The 17,859-nt window shown below is 36.4% G+C and carries 13 protein-coding genes and 1 riboswitch; of the genes, 6 read left to right on the forward strand and 7 right to left on the reverse strand.

What is annotated here, in order from left to right:
* Positions 1 to 51 precede the first annotated feature (51 nt).
* On the reverse strand, positions 52 to 1,791 hold the full coding sequence (locus tag ACUL40_RS24115; protein ID WP_445422751.1) for an SgrR family transcriptional regulator: 1,740 nt from the start codon (positions 1,789 to 1,791) through the stop codon (positions 52 to 54).
* A gap of 106 nt (positions 1,792 to 1,897) precedes the next feature.
* Between ACUL40_RS24115 and ACUL40_RS24120 the strand changes: the two genes are divergently transcribed.
* The gene (locus tag ACUL40_RS24120) at positions 1,898 to 3,160 is read left to right on the forward strand and encodes an MDR family MFS transporter (RefSeq protein WP_065212388.1); all 1,263 of its coding nucleotides are present in this window, start codon (positions 1,898 to 1,900) and stop codon (positions 3,158 to 3,160) included.
* Between the two features lie 52 nt (positions 3,161 to 3,212).
* Here the strand turns inward: ACUL40_RS24120 and ACUL40_RS24125 are convergent, their stop codons facing one another.
* The gene (locus ACUL40_RS24125; protein WP_001063866.1) at positions 3,213 to 3,416 is read right to left on the reverse strand and encodes a hypothetical protein; all 204 of its coding nucleotides are present in this window, start codon (positions 3,414 to 3,416) and stop codon (positions 3,213 to 3,215) included.
* A gap of 99 nt (positions 3,417 to 3,515) precedes the next feature.
* Between ACUL40_RS24125 and ACUL40_RS24130 the strand changes: the two genes are divergently transcribed.
* Complete coding sequence (locus ACUL40_RS24130; protein ID WP_162900581.1) at positions 3,516 to 3,665, forward strand: hypothetical protein; 150 nt, start codon at positions 3,516 to 3,518, stop codon at positions 3,663 to 3,665.
* 62 nt (positions 3,666 to 3,727) lie between these two features.
* On the opposite strand, the gene ACUL40_RS24135 is transcribed toward ACUL40_RS24130, so the two are convergent.
* From ACUL40_RS24135 to ACUL40_RS24150, 4 genes are all read right to left on the reverse strand, one after another.
* On the reverse strand, positions 3,728 to 4,243 hold the full coding sequence (locus ACUL40_RS24135; RefSeq protein ID WP_043936798.1) for a type 1 glutamine amidotransferase domain-containing protein: 516 nt from the start codon (positions 4,241 to 4,243) through the stop codon (positions 3,728 to 3,730).
* 23 nt (positions 4,244 to 4,266) lie between these two features.
* Positions 4,267 to 6,264 (reverse strand): catalase, encoded by a 1,998-nt coding sequence (locus tag ACUL40_RS24140; protein WP_001035773.1) that lies wholly within the window; start codon positions 6,262 to 6,264, stop codon positions 4,267 to 4,269.
* A 192-nt stretch (positions 6,265 to 6,456) separates the two neighbouring features.
* Positions 6,457 to 7,656, reverse strand: coding sequence for an ABC transporter permease (locus ACUL40_RS24145; protein ID WP_445422750.1), 1,200 nt, complete (start codon positions 7,654 to 7,656; stop codon positions 6,457 to 6,459).
* A gap of 60 nt (positions 7,657 to 7,716) precedes the next feature.
* Complete coding sequence (locus ACUL40_RS24150) at positions 7,717 to 9,141, reverse strand: amino acid permease (RefSeq protein WP_001186301.1); 1,425 nt, start codon at positions 9,139 to 9,141, stop codon at positions 7,717 to 7,719.
* Positions 9,142 to 9,288: 147 nt separating this feature from the next.
* Positions 9,289 to 9,470, reverse strand: a riboswitch (Lysine riboswitch).
* A 201-nt stretch (positions 9,471 to 9,671) separates the two neighbouring features.
* Here ACUL40_RS24150 and racE point away from each other — a divergent pair.
* Positions 9,672 to 10,502 (forward strand): glutamate racemase, encoded by an 831-nt coding sequence (gene racE, locus ACUL40_RS24155; protein ID WP_000109674.1) that lies wholly within the window; start codon positions 9,672 to 9,674, stop codon positions 10,500 to 10,502.
* A gap of 110 nt (positions 10,503 to 10,612) precedes the next feature.
* Positions 10,613 to 11,698, forward strand: a complete 1,086-nt coding sequence (locus tag ACUL40_RS24160; RefSeq protein WP_445422749.1) for a DUF3626 domain-containing protein — start codon at positions 10,613 to 10,615, stop codon at positions 11,696 to 11,698.
* A gap of 78 nt (positions 11,699 to 11,776) precedes the next feature.
* Here ACUL40_RS24160 and gapN read toward each other — a convergent pair whose 3' ends face one another.
* A complete protein-coding gene (gene gapN, locus ACUL40_RS24165; protein WP_000213634.1) occupies positions 11,777 to 13,216 on the reverse strand; it encodes an NADP-dependent glyceraldehyde-3-phosphate dehydrogenase in 1,440 nt (479 codons plus the stop codon).
* 596 nt (positions 13,217 to 13,812) lie between these two features.
* On the opposite strand from gapN, the gene ACUL40_RS24170 reads away from it, so the two are divergent.
* Together ACUL40_RS24170 and ACUL40_RS24175 are read left to right on the forward strand one after the other, a co-directional pair.
* Complete coding sequence (locus ACUL40_RS24170; RefSeq protein ID WP_000953783.1) at positions 13,813 to 15,573, forward strand: ABC transporter ATP-binding protein; 1,761 nt, start codon at positions 13,813 to 13,815, stop codon at positions 15,571 to 15,573.
* A complete protein-coding gene (locus ACUL40_RS24175; protein ID WP_445422748.1) occupies positions 15,570 to 17,570 on the forward strand; it encodes an ABC transporter ATP-binding protein in 2,001 nt (666 codons plus the stop codon). Before ACUL40_RS24170 ends, ACUL40_RS24175 begins: the two co-directional genes overlap by 4 nt.
* Positions 17,571 to 17,859: the final 289 nt, after the last annotated feature.

Raw genomic sequence — 17,859 nt, forward strand, 5'->3', positions numbered from 1 at the left:
GAAGGTACTACTATGGATGTAGTACCTTCTCCTTTTATAATGAATCGCATTTTAAGACATGGATGGCTGTATCCATAACTTCGCAAAATTTGCCCAACCAAATGAATCAATTGTTACGTTTTTTAAAGAAGAAGGGTATGTTTTTCTTTTTAAAACGTGATAGTTAAATAAAATGATGTGTTCTGCTTGTAAAAACTCTTCAATCTCATACATGAGTTCATAACGCTTTTCTTTATTTTCTTCTAGTAAAAATGTATCTAGTAAACAGTTAATTTGTTTTTTGTAGTGCGGGTCCATGAACCGATTTACGAAGCAACTTTTATTTTTAAATACATTTAAGAATGCAATTTCATGATTGGCAGCAAAGACTTCTCCCATGAAAATAATATCAGCATGTTTATCAATAGAGCGATCCATATAATCTGAAACGGGAAATGGGTGAAGCTCTACTTGTATACCTAAACTTTCACATCGTTCTTTTAAGAAATATGCATCATTTGCACTATCTTTAAATGCGAAGAAGTAAATATGTATCGTTTCTCCATTATATGTACTCTTTTTCAAATACTCTTTTGCTTTTTCTAAAGAGTAGGATCTTCTTGTTGCAAGGCGGCTTCTATCAGGGAAGAAGCTTGATGCAGCAATTGTCCGTCTACCCTCTATGTTACGAAGTATCATTTCAACATCATATAGTTCTCTCCAAGCTTTTCGAAAGTAAATGTCGTGATGAGGACCAGTTTTTTTAAAGTTGAAGCTAGCATAAATACAACCTATTTCTTCTATTTGTATATCATGCCTTTCATTTTCCTCTTCGTTTGGTAGTTCATAATCAGCATCTATTTGCACATGGTCAGGAATACCCCAAAATTCAATACGGTCTAATAACGCGCGCTCTTTAAAATAATGGGTGAACGCTTCGAGTACGATATTATCTTCAGAGTAATGAGCAAGTTTGAAAGGTCCAGTACCTATATAATGATGATTTTGAATACTCGTATCACGCGGTAAAATTGCGAGCTGCATGGAACTTACATAGTGTAAGAAAAATAAATTTGGTTTTGCTAAATGGAATCGAATTTGCAGTGGGGATGGCGTTTCAATTTGAATAATTTCTTCTGTTAACCATTCGAAAGGGGATTGAACTTGTTTTAGTCTTTCAAATGAAAATTGTACATCTTTAGAAGTTAAAATTGTTTCGTTATGAAAATATATATCTTTTCGTAAATAAAAGGTCCACGTAAGTCCATCTTCACTTAATTCCCACGTATGCGCAATGTGATGCTCCATTTTTTCAGTAACATCGTTATAGACGACTAACGTATCAAAAATTTGACTCGTAAGATGGCTCTCTGTAGTTACAGCCACAAAAGCCGGATCTAAAGGGAATATCTTTCTCGATATAGGAATCTTTAATACGTCGTACATATCATTTGAAGGTTCGTATCCAAAATGATGATGTAGTTTATTTTCTATCTTTTTTTGAAGTGCAAGGGGTAGAGGTTCTTTTAAAAGAAGAAAAACATCCTTTAATTTTTCTTGCGCTAACAGTTCATCTGTATAGGATTCAATCGCTTCTACGAAATTATGTATAAATAGAATTTCCGTTTTATTTCCGCGGCCTCGCCCTGGAGTCCAGCTAATTAATTGTTCCTCGCTCATTTTCTTTAATAAAATCTTTACGTTTTTCGTACTGCAATATAAAACATCCGCTAATTCTTGTAAGCTATTTTGTATATGTTTTTGATCTTGTGCATGTAGTCTTAGTCTAATGTAATAGTCCATAATTTTCATATATACACTTCCTTCTATCTATAAAAGGGGAAACTCTTTAGAATATTCTAACCTTTTTCTTCCTTTTTTTCAAAGTAAAATAAGTAAGCATAAGGAGGAGGAAACAATGGGATTTTGGAGTATGCATCGAAATATAAAAATTAGAATTATAACTTCGTTTTTAACACGTACTGTGTCCACGATGATTTTTCCATTTATGGCGATTTATTTTTCAATAAAGTTAGGTAGTGCGATTGCTGGTGCTTTACTACTCATTAATGTCATAGCTTCATTAGTAATTGGTTTATACGGTGGATATGTTGGGGATCGGCTTGGGCGTAAAAAGGTTATGATTATCGGTCAAAGTATACAAGTCATTTCTATTGCTTGTATGGGAGTTGCGAATTCGGATTATGTAGATTCACCGTGGTTAACATTTATCTTTATGCTAGTGAATAGTTTAGGATCTGGACTTATGAATCCTGCGACAGAGGCGATGTTAATTGATGTGAGTACACCTGAAAATCGAAAAGTAATGTATAGCATTAATTATTGGGCTATTAATTTATCCATTGCGATTGGAGCAATATTTGGTGGGTTACTATTTGAAAACTATAGATTGCAATTGTTTATCGTATTAACGCTTGTTGCAATTATTACTTTATATGTGATGACTGTATATATGGAAGAAGTGTATGTAGTGAGAAAAACAGTAGAGAAGAAAAATGTATTAAAAGGTATGGCAGATAGTTATAAAGTCGTGATGAAAGATAAAGCATTTTTAATTTTTTGTGCAGCGAGTATATGTACATTGTCTTTAGAGTTTCAAATTAATAATTATTTAGGTGTTCGCTTGCAGAAGGAATTTGAAACGGTGCACTTTTTATTCGGGAATGGTATTACGTTTGATTTAACAGGGATTCGCATGCTGAGCTGGATTTCTGCAGAGAATACAATTTTAGTTGTGTTATGTTCAGCACTTCTTATTAAAATGCTGAAAAGCTTCAACGATTTGAAAATCTTATATGTAGGTTTATTTATTTATACAATTGGATTTACAATACTCGGAACGAGCAATAGCTTATGGATTTTATTAATTGCAGGGCTTTTCCAAACGGTAGGTGAGATGATGTATGTGCCAGTGCGTCAATCTATTATGGCAGATATGGTGCCAAATGAGGCAAGAGGTTCTTATATGGCGATTAACGGAATGGTCTTTCAAGTGGCAAAAATGAACGGGGCATTAGGTGTTATGCTAGGTTCATTTATTGCCTCTTGGGGCATGAGTGCTCTGTACTTTATCGTTGGTATGAGCAGTATTTTACTATTTATGAAAGCGATAGGGAAAGAGAAGTATGAGGATGAGAGAAATGTTTCTCAAATTGGATGAAACTATATAAAAAGCGAACCAGTTATACTGGGATTCGCTTTTTATATAATTTTTAGAACGGATCAACTTCAGCTAAATTTGGAGTAGTACTAGGCTGTAGCAAAAGATTTTTTAATGTGCCTACTTCAGAAAGCGTTACTAATATGTAGCCACTAATCAGTACAATTAGCCCAATAACGCGTAACGTTTGTAAGCTCACTTCATTATTATTCGTTTCCGTTGGATTTGGGGGCGTTGAAGGTGGATTGTTATTCATAAATAAGGCTCCCATCTTTTGTATTTATATATGTGCGAAATCATTATTTAACTTATGGATAGGAATTATATAGTCATTTTCACTATATGAGAACTGCCTATGAAAAGTGATAAGGAATTTTTGGGCGAGAAAAAGGGGGAATCCAAAAGATTATTAAAACTGAACTTTTGGATTCCCCTCTTTTTATTTATCTTGCTATTTGTGGTGGTCGGATTGCCTGTAAACGACCAGTTGGTGGGGGCTAATTAATCAGTGGGGGATGAATAAAACCTCACTGATTAACTATTTTCATGTAAATAAAAGGAGGTTAGTTATCCTAATATACGCAACGATTCTTCAATAAACGCTGGGATGTCCTCTGGCTGTCTACTTGTTACTAGCTGATTTTGACATACGACAACCTCTTTGTCATGAAAGTTCCCGCCGGCATTTTTTAAATCGACTTCAATAGATTTATATCCAGTTACATCACGTCCTTCAAGTGTTTGTGCAGTGATGAGTAGCTGAGGTCCGTGACAAATAGCGAAAACGGGTTTGTCCGCATCCATAAATGCTTTACTAAAGCGAACAAAACGTTCATCTGCACGAAGTATATCTGGGGAGAACCCGCCTGGTATGAAGAGGGCATCAAAGTTTTCTGGAGAAACATCGTCAATACTTTTATCAATTACGACTTCACTTTTTCCTTGTTTACCGTGTACCGTTTTCCCTTTTTCCATTTCAATAGTTGTTAATTCATATTCCTTTTGATTAAAAGCTGCTACTGGCTCTGTGTATTCTGTGTCCTCAAAATAATCCGTTATTAAAATAGCAATTTTTTTACTCATTCTAATCCGCTCCTTATATTATATTATCGGTTCCAGAATCTTCCTTGGGCAATACCTTCTATAAATGATTCAATTGAAGTGTTTGTTAGGTTATAAACTCCTGCTCCATCCAGTTTAATCTTACTATTGTCCAAAGCATGAGGATTACTAAGGATATGAGCTATCGGTTTAAAATGTTTAAAAGTAGTTTCTGTAAATTCTAAAACAGGGGGGTGAATGACAGACTCACTACTAAACACTAATACTGCATCAAAAAGCGAAGAGTCTGTTGTTGTATAAGTATCAGTTACTTTAATGGAATCATTGAAATGATAAATTTTATTATCTATGATGCTATAGTTCATTCGGTGCTGTGCAAAAGCTTGAATCCATTCGGACAGAAGGGAGACGCTTGGGTCACCATTTAATAGAATTGCGACATTTTTAGAATCAGATTTAAAAATAGTATTGGACATACTTAGTGCAGGTGATTTTGCATCTGAATTTACTTCGTGATTTTCTTTAGGTAAAGGAGCTCCAACAATGTTAGCGACTTCTTGTGCTAATTGACGATCGACGTGGTTTAGGAGAGCAATTACATTTGCCTTCACCATGTCTGATTTACACTTCCCAACTTCAAAGCAAAAAGCTTCTTTTATGTGCTGCTTTTCAATAGGGCTCATACTATTGTAGAAAAGTTTAGCCTGAGAATAAAAGTTAAGAAAGCTTTTACTACGACCTCTAATTTTATGCCCATCAATCTTTTCTTGATAATGTTCATATCCTCCTTGTTCGGCTTGGACGGTTGCAGGTTGATTGTTATTTAATCCGTTAGGATGATAGCTTGTTTGACCGCGATGAATCTGCATTTGATGCATACCATCACGTTGATTATTATGAAAAGGACATACGGGTTGATTGATAGGGATTTGATGGAAATTAGGGCCCCCTAAACGAGATAATTGTGTATCTGTATAGGAGAATAATCTTCCTTGCAGAAGAGGGTCATTTGAAAAATCAATACCTGGTACGACATGACCAGGGTGAAAAGCTACCTGCTCTGTTTCAGCAAAGAAGTTATCAACATTTTTGTTCAATGTCATTTTACCAACTAATTTTACGGGAACTTCTTCTTCTGGCCATAATTTCGTTGGATCTAAAATATCAAAATCAAATTTATGTTCATCTTCTTCTGGAATTAACTGTAATCCAAGCTCCCATTCAGGATAATCCCCTTTTTCAATTGCTTCGTATAAATCTTGACGATGAAAATCAGGATTTTTCCCAGCAATCCTTTGAGCTTCATCCCATACTAATGAATGAACCCCAAGGGTAGGTTTCCAGTGAAACTTTACGAAATGGGCTTTTCCTGCTGTGTTAATGAGTCGAAATGTGTGAACTCCAAAACCTTCCATCATTCGTAAACTACGCGGAATAGCTCGGTCGCTCATTTGCCACATGACCATATGAGTGGACTCAGGATTATGCGCAACAAAGTCCCAAAAGGTATCATGAGCGCTAGCTCCTTGAGGAATATCATTATGTGGTTCTGGTTTAACTGCATGGACAAAATCAGGAAATTTAATAGCATCTTGGATAAAGAATACGGGCATATTATTACCCACTAAATCATAGTTTCCTTCATCTGTATAAAATTTTGTGGCGAATCCGCGTACATCTCTTACTGTGTCGTTGGATCCTTTAGAACCTTGAACGGTTGAGAACCGTACAAATACAGGTGTTTTCTTTGAAGGATTAGTAAGAAAATCTGCTTTCGTATATGCTTCTAACGATTCATAAAGCTGAAAATAACCATGAGCGCCAACTCCGCGTGCATGAACAATCCTTTCAGGAATTCGTTCATGATCAAAGTGGGTCATTTTCTCGCGAAAGTGAAAATCCTCCATTAAGGTTGGGCCTCTTAAGCCCATCTTTAAAGAAAATTCATCCTCGGCTATTTTTACTCCTTGGTTTGTTGTTAAAGCATGTTTGCGTTGATTATCCGTAACATGGTGCTTCAATTGCTCCATTTTTTTATTCACAATATAGGCCCCTCCTTTACTTTGTTAATTTAATAGATACCCTTTTTATTAGGACGTAAACATGTATTATGATTTTTGTATGTAAAAATCATAATACATTGGTTGTGCTGGTGATTCTTGTTTGAGGAAGAAAAATAAAAAGGCCAAGGAGAAAGTTTATTTTCTCCTTGGCTTTTAAGATAATTCTTTTCGTTAAAATGCGGAAATTCTTTGCTTCGTTTTTGGTACAATAATAAATTTGATCCAGAGTAACCCGACAATCATAATGATAAGGATATGTAAAAATTGACCTGTAGCAATGAGTATAACACTCGAAAATACAATGAGTTGAATACTTAGCAATATAAAGATTAAGTGAAGAAATTGCTTCATCCTTTCTTCAGTATGGATTGGATATAATGCCACAATAATATTTCCCGAAAAATATTTCCATAGTGAACGGAGCTGCATAGAGATCATATATAGAACGATGTAAGTGATAGCGCCTTTTACGTATATATTTGGTATGAAATATAAGGCGAAAGCACCGATCAATCCTAAGCGAATATATATACCGAAATAATCATTTCCACGTAAAAATGCTAATGTATGTAAATAGAAGAAAGTTGCTCGTTTTTTATGTAATAAAGGTTCAATCCAATTTGTAAGCCATTTTCTTTTATTTACTTGTTTATTCAGTTGCGGAACATCTGTGAAAATGCTAGCAAATTGATAAAAACGAACGTTCATTTTTTCTTCTTGCTCGATTATGTAATCCCACGGTATTCGTTTTGTAGGCTGTTTTTTCGTATATAGAAGTAGGAAAGCAAGTAGTAAGAGTAGTCCGCCCAATATGAGAACATTTGCGGAATAAAACAGCATGTAAATGATTAGGGCGTTACAAGTAATACGAATGATTAGCCATATGTTTTTTTCGTGACTATCACGCCACATCCAATGTATGTACATGTTCCAGGCTTTCGTAATCATTAACACGATAAAGATTGTACATAAAAAAGGTACAGTTAATTGCAATGATTGCATAGCAAGTGGAACGAGAATAAGGAACGTAAATAATAATGGGAAAAGCTGCATGATGTAATTGTATAGAAGAGATTTTTTAAAATAAGATGTTAGTCTCTCTTCTAGTGCTAGTAAATAGACAGCATCAGGTTTTTGAATAAATGTACGGATAGGGCATCTCGTTATAATGAATGTAAGTACAATCGTTATAATTATTAAAGATATTCCTTTAGAAGGAGATGCTTTTAGAAACTGAGCATAATAATATGCACCAACGCATGAAATAAAGATAAAGCTATATAGTAAACCGTTAATCATACGTGCAAAGTATGTAATGATATTTTGAATATGTTGTTGGAAGCGACTGCTCCATAGCGATTCGATTGACATGTTTTTCACCTCTTTGTTCTATTATATATGTTTTACAAAAGAAAAAACGAGCAAATTGCGTTATGCAACTTGCCCGTTTTTCTTTTCGTTATTTTTTTTCTGATCACGATTCATTAATGGATAGAAAGCAAATCCGATTACGAATAAACCAATTCCGAGAAGGAACGTTTTTATATCGGATGCGCCCGTTTTAATAACCCATAGTGCGTAGCAAAGTGCGATAACTGCGACTATGCCATCTGTAATTCTTGCCCGCATTTCATTTTTATATGTTTCACCAGTTGCGACTAGTTTTAACTGGAAGATTGGTGAAACGAGATATGGAATGAGGTAAGCCAGTGTCGATACGGTAATAACGAATGTATAAGCTTCCGCAATGGTTCCTGATAATGTTGAGAATAGGAATACTTGCGACATAATGTTTGTTAATCGTAATGAGTAAATTGGACTTCCTTTTTTATTTGTTTTCGTGAAGAAGGAAGGGAAGAAACCTTCTTTTGCTGCTTGATAAGGTACTTCTGAGCTTAATAAAATCCAGCCTAAGATAGAACCGAACAGGGAAGTAAGAGCAAGTAATGCCATCAGTTTCCCGCCGCCATGACCCATTGCAGCGTTTAGTGCATCTGCTAATGGACGTTCAGAAGCTTGTAATTTATCAACGTGAAGTACACCCATTGTTAAAATTGTAATTCCTAAGTAGATGGCAACTGTAATAAGTAATCCCGCAACTGTTGCGCGTTTTACCGTTTTTGGAGAAACAGCACGGTTTGATAAAAGAACGGCTGATTCAATTCCGATAAACGCCCAAAGTGTTGTAAGAGCAGCTAAATTCACTTGTGAAAGAAGACCGTGTGATGCCCCTGATTTATCAATCATCGGTGTGTACCATTGTCCAAATTTAGAAGCTTCGAATGCAAATAACGTAACGACGATGAATAAAAGGAATCCAGTTACTTTCGTTGTTGTTGCTAAGAAGTTTAGTTTTCCAGCTCCGCTTACACCGTTTGTTAATATAATATGAGTTCCCCAAAGTAAGATGGAACAAATCGTAAATGTAATTAGTTTTCCGACTTCTACGTTAAACGAACCGATTGAAAATAGTAGTCGCGTATCTTTCATAATTGGGAAGAAGAGTGATAAATATCCCGCAAATGATGTAATGATGGCAACGTTACTTGCCCAGTTTGCAACCCAATATCCCCATACCATACTGAAACCAGCCATTTTTTTCTTTTTTGGTGTCGAGAATAAAGCATATGCATGACTTTGTGGCCCTGTCGTTAAATCAGGACGACGAATTGCTAAATTACCGAAAACAAGAGCTAGCATTAAAACACCAAACCCTGTAGTTAACCAAGCTAAAGTGACACCGAGTGGGCTTGCTGTTTGTGCCAACGTACTTGGCACCATGAAAATACCAGCGCCAACCATGTTACCGACAACGAAAGCTGTTAGTACCCAAAAGCCCCATTTTTTTTGTTGCATAGAAAATACCTCCAAAGTTAGTATAACCAAGTCAAGCGAGGAGATATGTATGTCTTCCTGAGTTAGGAAGAGAAGTCCCAAACAAAACAAAAAAAGCATGTAATTTGCCGCTACATGCTTTCTATCTTATAAGAAACCCACGACATACCTCTCGATAGCTCTCCACAAACGAAACGTTTGTGACAGTTCTGCACTTATTAAATGCAGACCCAGCAAGCGTGCATGGTGGACACGACTTACTTCGGCAACCATTCCTTTCTCATTCCTTCATCAATGCCACTACATCTCCTGAAATGATACTCTTAATGATTGCAACCTCTACCTCACCGAGATACGAATGAGGATTTAAATATTAAATTAACGTCTTTAAGAGTAACAAATGAATTTTTATACGTCAATGGATATAGTAATAATCAGATTATAGAGAAGAGTTTGTGATTAAAAGTAAGAGGGGTTGTTATGTGATATTTGAATTTTCGTAATATAATACATATTATTAGCGCTAGATGATTGAAAAGGGGATGAAGTAAATGTCTGTATGTCATAAACATTCAGTAATAGGTGTGCTAGATTCGGGAGTTGGGGGATTAACAGTTGCGAGCGAAATTATAAGACAATTGCCTAAAGAAAGCATTTATTATATTGGTGATAATAAGCGTTGCCCGTATGGACCAAGAAGTGTAGAGGAGGTGCAATCTTTCGTATTTGAAATGGTTGAGTTCCTCAAACAGTTTCCATTAAAAGCGCTAGTCGTAGCATGTAATACTGCTGCAGCTGCTGCATTGACTGAGCTGCAAGAAGCACTTTCCATTCCAGTTATTGGCGTTATACATCCAGGAGCAAGAGCGGCAATTAAAGTAACAAAGAAAGGGGAAATCGGGGTAATTGGAACTGTAGGTACGATAAAATCTAATATGTATGAAAAAGCATTACACGAGCTGGATACATATTTGGAAGTGCATAGCTATGCTTGCCCGACTTTAGCCACAGTTGTAGAAAATCAATTAGAAGATACAGCATATGTCACGCAGCAAGTGAAACAAGCTTTACTTCCATTAACGAAAGAAGATATAGATACGTTAATTCTTGGATGTACGCATTATCCACTTTTAGAGTCCTATATAAAAAAGGAACTAGGAGAAGATGTAACGATTATTAGTTCTGCAGAAGAAACAGCGATAGAGTTAAGTACCATTTTACAGCACAAAGGAATTTTGTCTGACAATCTGAATCCGAAGCATCGTTTTTTTACAACGGGATCTGTTTTATCATTTGAACATATTGCTGAGCGATGGCTAGGGTATCAAATTTCTGTAGAATGTGTACATTTGCCTATGAAAAATGCGTGTATGCATAATTAAGATTTAGTAAATTACGTTTTTAAATAAATTAGGTTCGTTTCATAAGAAGGAAAGAATAAGCTTTTAATTGAAATCATTAAGGTCATTTTAATTAAAGGAGAGGTTTGATTATGGAATTATCAAGATCTCAATTATTTGCTTTGGAGTATATTTCAAAATATGCAGAGAACGAAAAACGTGAGGCTAAAGCAACGATTAATCATATACTTAAAATGTCAAATATTACAGATGAAATATTTGAAGAGGCTGTCGCTAATTTAAAATCTCACGCAAGGATTGCTTTACACTTTCATCCAGACAGACTAGATTCGAGTAAGAAAAGTGTTGCTGAAGCACTATTTGAGCAAGGAGTATATAAAAGTCAGTTTGAAACATTGCTATCTAATGGAAGCGTATCTGCTTATCCTGGTGGTGAACGTGACCTTTGGGAAAAGAGAATATTTGGAGGGGCATATCAATTAGAAGGCGTAACGAATGATCAACGTCCAAAATACGGAGCGCTAAATTTAATGTTACATCCAGATGGGCCAGCTCCGCGTTTTGGTTCCTGTTATTTTCTCTTATCTCCAAAAGTTTCTTCGCGTTCTACATATACATATTTAGATTCGCATCAAGATCCGAAAGAAAAGGGGACTTATGAGGAGTTTGATATGATTTTAGCTGCTCTTTTGGAAGAGACATTCGTAAGAGATTTTGCAATTGGTGAAGGAAATTTGACTCCAACAATATTAATTAATCATTTACTGGCTAACCTGAGAAGGCCGTTTATAGATGTAGTAAGCAAAGAGCCAGCCCGTAATCTTAATCATTATATCGAAGCGCAAATTCATGGAGAGATTTCTCTTAAAGAAGACGTAGAGGTGCTTGTTGCAGATCCTTCATTTAAGGGTACGGATGTAGGAAGAGTTTTAGAAGAAATTTGCCTGAAGTATGCGATTGACTTGTATTGGCACATCGGTTTTGTACTTGCGGTAGACGAAGTTCCGATGGATTTTAGAGGTTCAAAAATGCCATCTTTAGCAAGACGCATTGCACGGAATCATTGTATCGATGCAAATATAATTGGCTCTGCTGTAGTGGATTTGAAGTGCAATCCATTATCTTGGAGTGATCGTGGAACTTATGAAGAAGTGCTTCAGGAATTAAAATTATTATGGCATGTTTTAGTTCGATTTGGAAAATCAAATCGGAAGTAGAATGAAATACTCCATTTTTGGAAGTGTTTATATAGAAAAGAAGCTGATCTATTTATAGATCAGCTTCTTTTTATAAGATTAAACTAAGTTTAATACAGTTACTTTTTCACGTGTCATAGACTCAAGGCTCTTACGAATACCTTGTGCGCCCATACCTGAACCTTTTACACCGATGAATGGGAAGTGGTCAGGGCCGCGCTCTGTGCGTCCGTTAATTTGAACAGAACCAGTTTCGATTTTGTTAGCAATTGCAAATGCTTTGTTAATGTCTTTAGTGAAGACACTTGCTTGCAGACCGAACTCTGATTTGTTAGCAATTTCAATTGCTTGTTCATCTGAAGAAACACGGATGATTGGAAGGATTGGGCCGAATGGCTCTTCCCAAGCAACTTTCATCTCTTCTGTTACGTGATCGATTAATGTTGGGTAAATTAAGTTACGCTCACGTTTGTTACCGATAACGATTGTAGCACCTTTTTCTACAGCGTCGTCAACTAAACCTTGAACGAAGTCAGCAGACTTGTCGTCGATTAATGGAACGATTGTGCTGTCTTGTTCTGGAGATCCAACTGATAGTTCAGCTACTTGCGCTTTTAATAAGCTAACAAGCTCGTCCGCTACGTTTTCGTGTACAAGTACACGTTTAATAGCTGTACAACGTTGACCAGAGTAAGAGAATGCACCGCTTACGATATGGTTTGCAGCATCTTGTAAGTCAGCATCTTCACGAACGATACCAGGATCTTTACCACCAAGTTCTAATACAAGTGGAATCATTGAAGCCTTTTTCGCTAAATGTTTACCTGTGTTTGTACCACCTGTGAACGATACCATATTGATGCCTTCGTGCTCTACTAAGTAGTCACCAATTACAGAACCGCGTCCTGTAGCTACGTTTACAAGACCTTTTGGAAGGCCAGCTTTATGAAGTGCTTCAACCATTTTAATACCACTAATTGCACCTTGAGTTGCTGGTTTGAAAATAACAGCGTTACCCATAATTAATGCTGGTGCAAGTTTTGCAGCAGATAAGTTTACTGGGTAGTTAAATGGTGCGATTGCTAATACAACACCAAGTGGTGCGCGTTGGATAATCGCAAGCTTAGATTTTGTACCGCCCGGGAAGCTATCGCCCATCATGCTTTCTCCGTGCATATGTAAAGCTTCTTCGATCGTGTAACGAATGAAGTCAGCTGTACGAACAACTTCTTTCTTCGCATCTTTATATCCTTTACCGACTTCTTTCATAATGATATCGGCAATTTCATCCTGCATATTTACGAGCTCATCAGCCCATTTATATAAGTATTTTGCGCGATCTTGTAGGGAAGCTTCAGCCCATGATTTTTGAGCTTCTTTTGCAGATGCAATTGCTTCATCTACTTCTCCGCGAGTAATTGCTTGTACTTGTCCAATTACTTCGTGTAAGTATGGAGATGGAATTTCGATTGTTTCTCCTGAAGAGCTTTCTCTCCATTCTCCGTTTAAATAAAATTTGTACGTATTGCTAGTTGTCATGATTAGTCCTCCTAAAATAGCAACTTGTAAGAGTGAGTATAAGGTGATTGTAGGGGGTTTGATAACATTTTTCAAATGAAATGTTTGTGAAAACGATTTCTTATTCTTTTTTTATTTTGTATGCCCTTTCTTACAGAACATTCCCTTATTTCAAAATGGTGTATCATATATTTTTATTTAAAGTGTGAAAAAATAATTGACAGAATACTCAATAAAGTTGTAAGATTATAAATGGAAAATAAATGAAAGGGGTGTGCGTAATGATTGTAATCGTAAATGTAATGGGCTTAGCTCTGTTAAATGGCAGAAAACATTCATATCATTACGCAACCCGTACGGATATATAGGGCATCTTTGTCTTATAAGAAGCGTACGTTGCGTATATCGTAACGTACGCTTTTTATGCATTCCTGTGCATATCGTCAAGCGGCGGTATGCTTTTTTTTGTTTATTTTCCCTTGTTTAGTTCCGATAAAAAACTTTGGAAGGTGGAAAAATGTGATGAGATTGTATGGGTTACGAAATGTAAATGTGATAGGTCTGGATAGTGGATAAAGAAATGAGAGGTAAACGAGAACGAGAAGGGAGAGGTTACATTGTTATCAGTATTACTAAAGCTAAAATGGTTTTTTAGGGAGCACTGGAAGAGATATAGTATTGCCATTGGAGCTCTTTTAATTGTGAATATAGTTGAAGTGATTCCCCCGAAAGTGTTAGGGGTTACGATAGATAACATAAAAACAGGAACGTTATCGAACGAAGCTATTATACAGTCTATTCTTATTTTAATAGGGGTTACGATCGTTGGATATGGCCTTACTTTCGTATGGCAACATCAATTGTTTGGCGGTGCATTCGTACTTGAGAAAACGATGCGCTCTAAATTTATGGGGCATTTACTTAAGATGACGCCGACTTTTTATCAAAAAAATCGTACTGGTGATTTAATGGCGAGAGCGACAAATGATTTGAAAGCAATCGCTATGACAGCTGGTTTTGGTATATTAACGCTTGTGGATTCTAGTTTATATATGCTTACGATTGTCTTTATGATGGGGTTTACAATTAGTTGGGAGCTTACATTTGCAGCGCTTATTCCGCTTCCAATTATGGCGTATGCGATGAATATATATGGAAAGAAATTGCATGAAAGATTTACAGTTGCACAAGATGCGTTTGGTGATATGAACGATAAAGTGCTTGAATCAATCGCTGGTGTGCGCGTTATTCGTGCATACGTACAAGAGAATGCAGACGAGGAAAGATTTCATCATTTAGGAGATGACGTCTACGAAAAAAATATGAAGGTAGCAAAGATTGATGCATTATTCCAACCAACTGTGAAAATGCTTGTCGGTCTTAGTTATTTAATCGGCTTAGTGTACGGTGCATACCTTGTGTTCCAGTCAAAGGTGACGCTTGGTGAACTCGTTTCTTTTAACGTGTATTTAGGGATGATGATTTGGCCGATGTTTGCAATTGGGGAATTAATTAATGTTATGCAAAGAGGAAATGCTTCGCTTGACCGTGTGAATGAAACGTTAGCGTATGAGCCAGATGTAAAGAATCCGAAACATCCAAAGCTTGTGCAAGAGCCGGATTATATTCAGTTTGATGATGTGTCTTTCTCATATCCTTCATCAACTGAAGAAAATTTAAAAAAGGTTTCTTTCACATTAAAGCAAGGAGAAACGCTAGGGGTTGTCGGAAAAACAGGAAGCGGGAAAACGACGCTTGTACGTCAGCTTCTTCGCCAATATCCGCTTGGAGATGGAGATATTGCAGTTTCTGATGTGACTTTAGATAAAATGACGAATGAAAATGTACTCGGCTGGATTGGTTATGTACCGCAGGAGCATATTTTGTTCTCAAAAACAGCGCGAGAAAATATTTTATTCGGAAATAGGGAAGCGACTGAAGAAGAACTAGAGAAAGCAATTGAAATTGCTGCGTTTAAAAAGGATTTAGAGTTTTTACCAGAAGGGTTAGAAACGCTCGTTGGAGAGAAAGGTGTTTCTTTATCAGGAGGGCAAAAACAAAGGATCTCGATTGCACGAGCTGTTATTCAAAATCCAGAAATTTTAATTTTGGATGATTCTTTATCAGCTGTAGATGCTCGTACGGAAGCAGCGATCATTGAAAATATAAGAACGGAAAGAAGCGGAAAGACGACGATTATTACGACGCATCGTTTATCTGCAGTGCAACATGCGGATTGGATTCTCGTTATGGATGAAGGCGCAGTTATAGAAGAAGGTACGCATGATCAGCTTATCCAAAAGGGAGGCTGGTATGCTGAGCAGTTTGAAAGACAACAAGGTGAAAGTGAAAGTGCGGATAGTGGGGTGAAAATATGAGCGTTTCAAAACGGTTGTTTCAATACGCGATGAAAGTGAAGGGGACGATTTTTGCTGCGATGTTAATGTTATTTATTTTCGTCATCGCAGAGCTTGCTGGTCCTTTCGTCGCTAAAACGATGATTGACGATCATATCGTCGGGATAGAGAAACCTTGGTATGAAACAGAACAGAGTGAAGATGCTGTTTCGTATAATGGGGCTTTTTATAAGCGAAGTGATCGCTTTGAACAAGGCGAGAAAAAAGGAAAAGAAGTACGCGTAATGCAAGTCGGTTTTCAATATTATTTTGTACCGAATAAAGTAAATGCGGAAGGGTCACGGACTGTAAAAGGGGATATGATTACCGTTCAAAATGGTAAGGCGGTGCAAGTGTATAAAGCGAAAGCATTAACGAAAGAAGAAGTGTTTGCATTTTATAAACCAGAAATAAACCGTCTATTATTACTTGGTGGTGGCTATTTCGCTTTATTAGTAGTCGTGTCATTATTTGCATACGGAAAGCAGTTCTTCTTGCAGAAGGCAGCGAACAAAATTATTCAAATTATGAGGGAAGATGTTTTTTCTCATATTCAAACGTTGCCAATTCGGTACTTTGATCATTTACCGGCGGGGAAAATTGTTTCGCGTGTGACGAATGATACAGAGGCCATTCGTGATTTATATGTAACGGTGCTGGCAACATTCGTTTCTAGTATCATCTATATTATTGGGATATTCGCTGCGTTATTTTTATTAGATGTGAAGCTCGCTTCATTATGTTTATTAATTATCCCAATTTTAATTGTTTGGGCGATTCTTTATAGAAAATATGCGTCTGTATACAATCATAAAATGCGCTCTCGCTTATCTGATATTAACGGAACAGTGAATGAATCCATTCAAGGGATGCCAATTATTCAAGCGTTTCGTCAAGAGCGTGAAACGAAAAAAGAATTTGAAGAATTAAATGGCGATTATTTTAAGTATCAAAATAAAATTTTAAATTTAAATGCAGCAACTTCGCATAACTTAGTAGCCGTATTAAGAAATATCGCTTTCACAGGAGTAATTTGGTATTTCGGCGTTGCGTCATTAAGTGCTACAGGTATTATTTCACTTGGGGTACTGTATGCGTTCGTCGATTATTTAACACGATTATTCTCGCCAATTACGAATATGGTGAACCAGCTTGCAAACTTAGAGCAAGCGCGCGTTGCATCAGAACGTGTCTTTGAATTGTTAGAGGAAAAAGGGGAACCGGTAGAAGAAGAACGTATGCCTCGTTTAAAAGGAAATGTAAAATTTGATAATGTATCATTTTCTTATAATGGAAAAGATGAAGTGTTAAAAAATATTTCTTTTGAAGCGAAACAAGGCGAGACAGTGGCACTTGTCGGTCATACTGGATCAGGAAAAAGTTCTATCATGAATGTACTCTTTCAATTTTATGAGTTTGAAAAAGGAAAGCTTACGATTGATGGTCACGATGTAAAAGAGATGCCGAAACAAGCAACCCGTGAACATATGGGAATCGTACTGCAAGACCCGTTTCTTTTTAGCGGGACGGTCGCTTCCAATGTAAGCTTAGAAAATGAAAAAATTTCAAAAGAGCGTATCATAAAAGCATTGCATGATGTTGGTGCTGAAAGATTTGCGAATAATATAAATGAAGAAATTACAGAAAAGGGAAGTACGCTTTCCACTGGAGAACGTCAGCTTATTTCATTTGCTAGGGCGCTTGCTTTTGATCCAGCTATCTTAATTTTAGATGAAGCAACGTCTAGTATTGATACAGAAACAGAGGCGATGATTCAACAAGCACTAGAAGTTGTAAAAAAAGGAAGAACGACATTTATTATCGCTCACCGCCTTTCAACGATTAAAAGCGCAGATCAAATTATTGTGCTCGATAGAGGGACGATTTTAGAAAAAGGGTCTCATGATGAACTCATGAAAAAGCGTGGGCGTTATTACGATATGTATAAAACGCAAATGGAAGGCAATCAGAGTGCTTAATATGCATGGAGGAGAACTTGTGATTTTCACAAGTTCTTTTTTATTGATGAACATGTCGACTCTTTAGCGAATTACGACAGTTAAATAAGAAGTATTGTTTTACCTTTTTCTCCATAAATGCTATATTAAAAAATGTTACTTATTTTTTGTATGTAGCGTTATTTTTCCCTTTTGTTTGATTATGAAGAAAAAGGATAAACTAAATAAGAACATTTTCATTGAAAAATTGTTCAAGATTGCATACAATCAATATAGTTTTTAAATTCCTATCAGAATACTTGGAGGATTA

Source organism: Bacillus sp. KNSH39 (assembly GCF_052656585.1).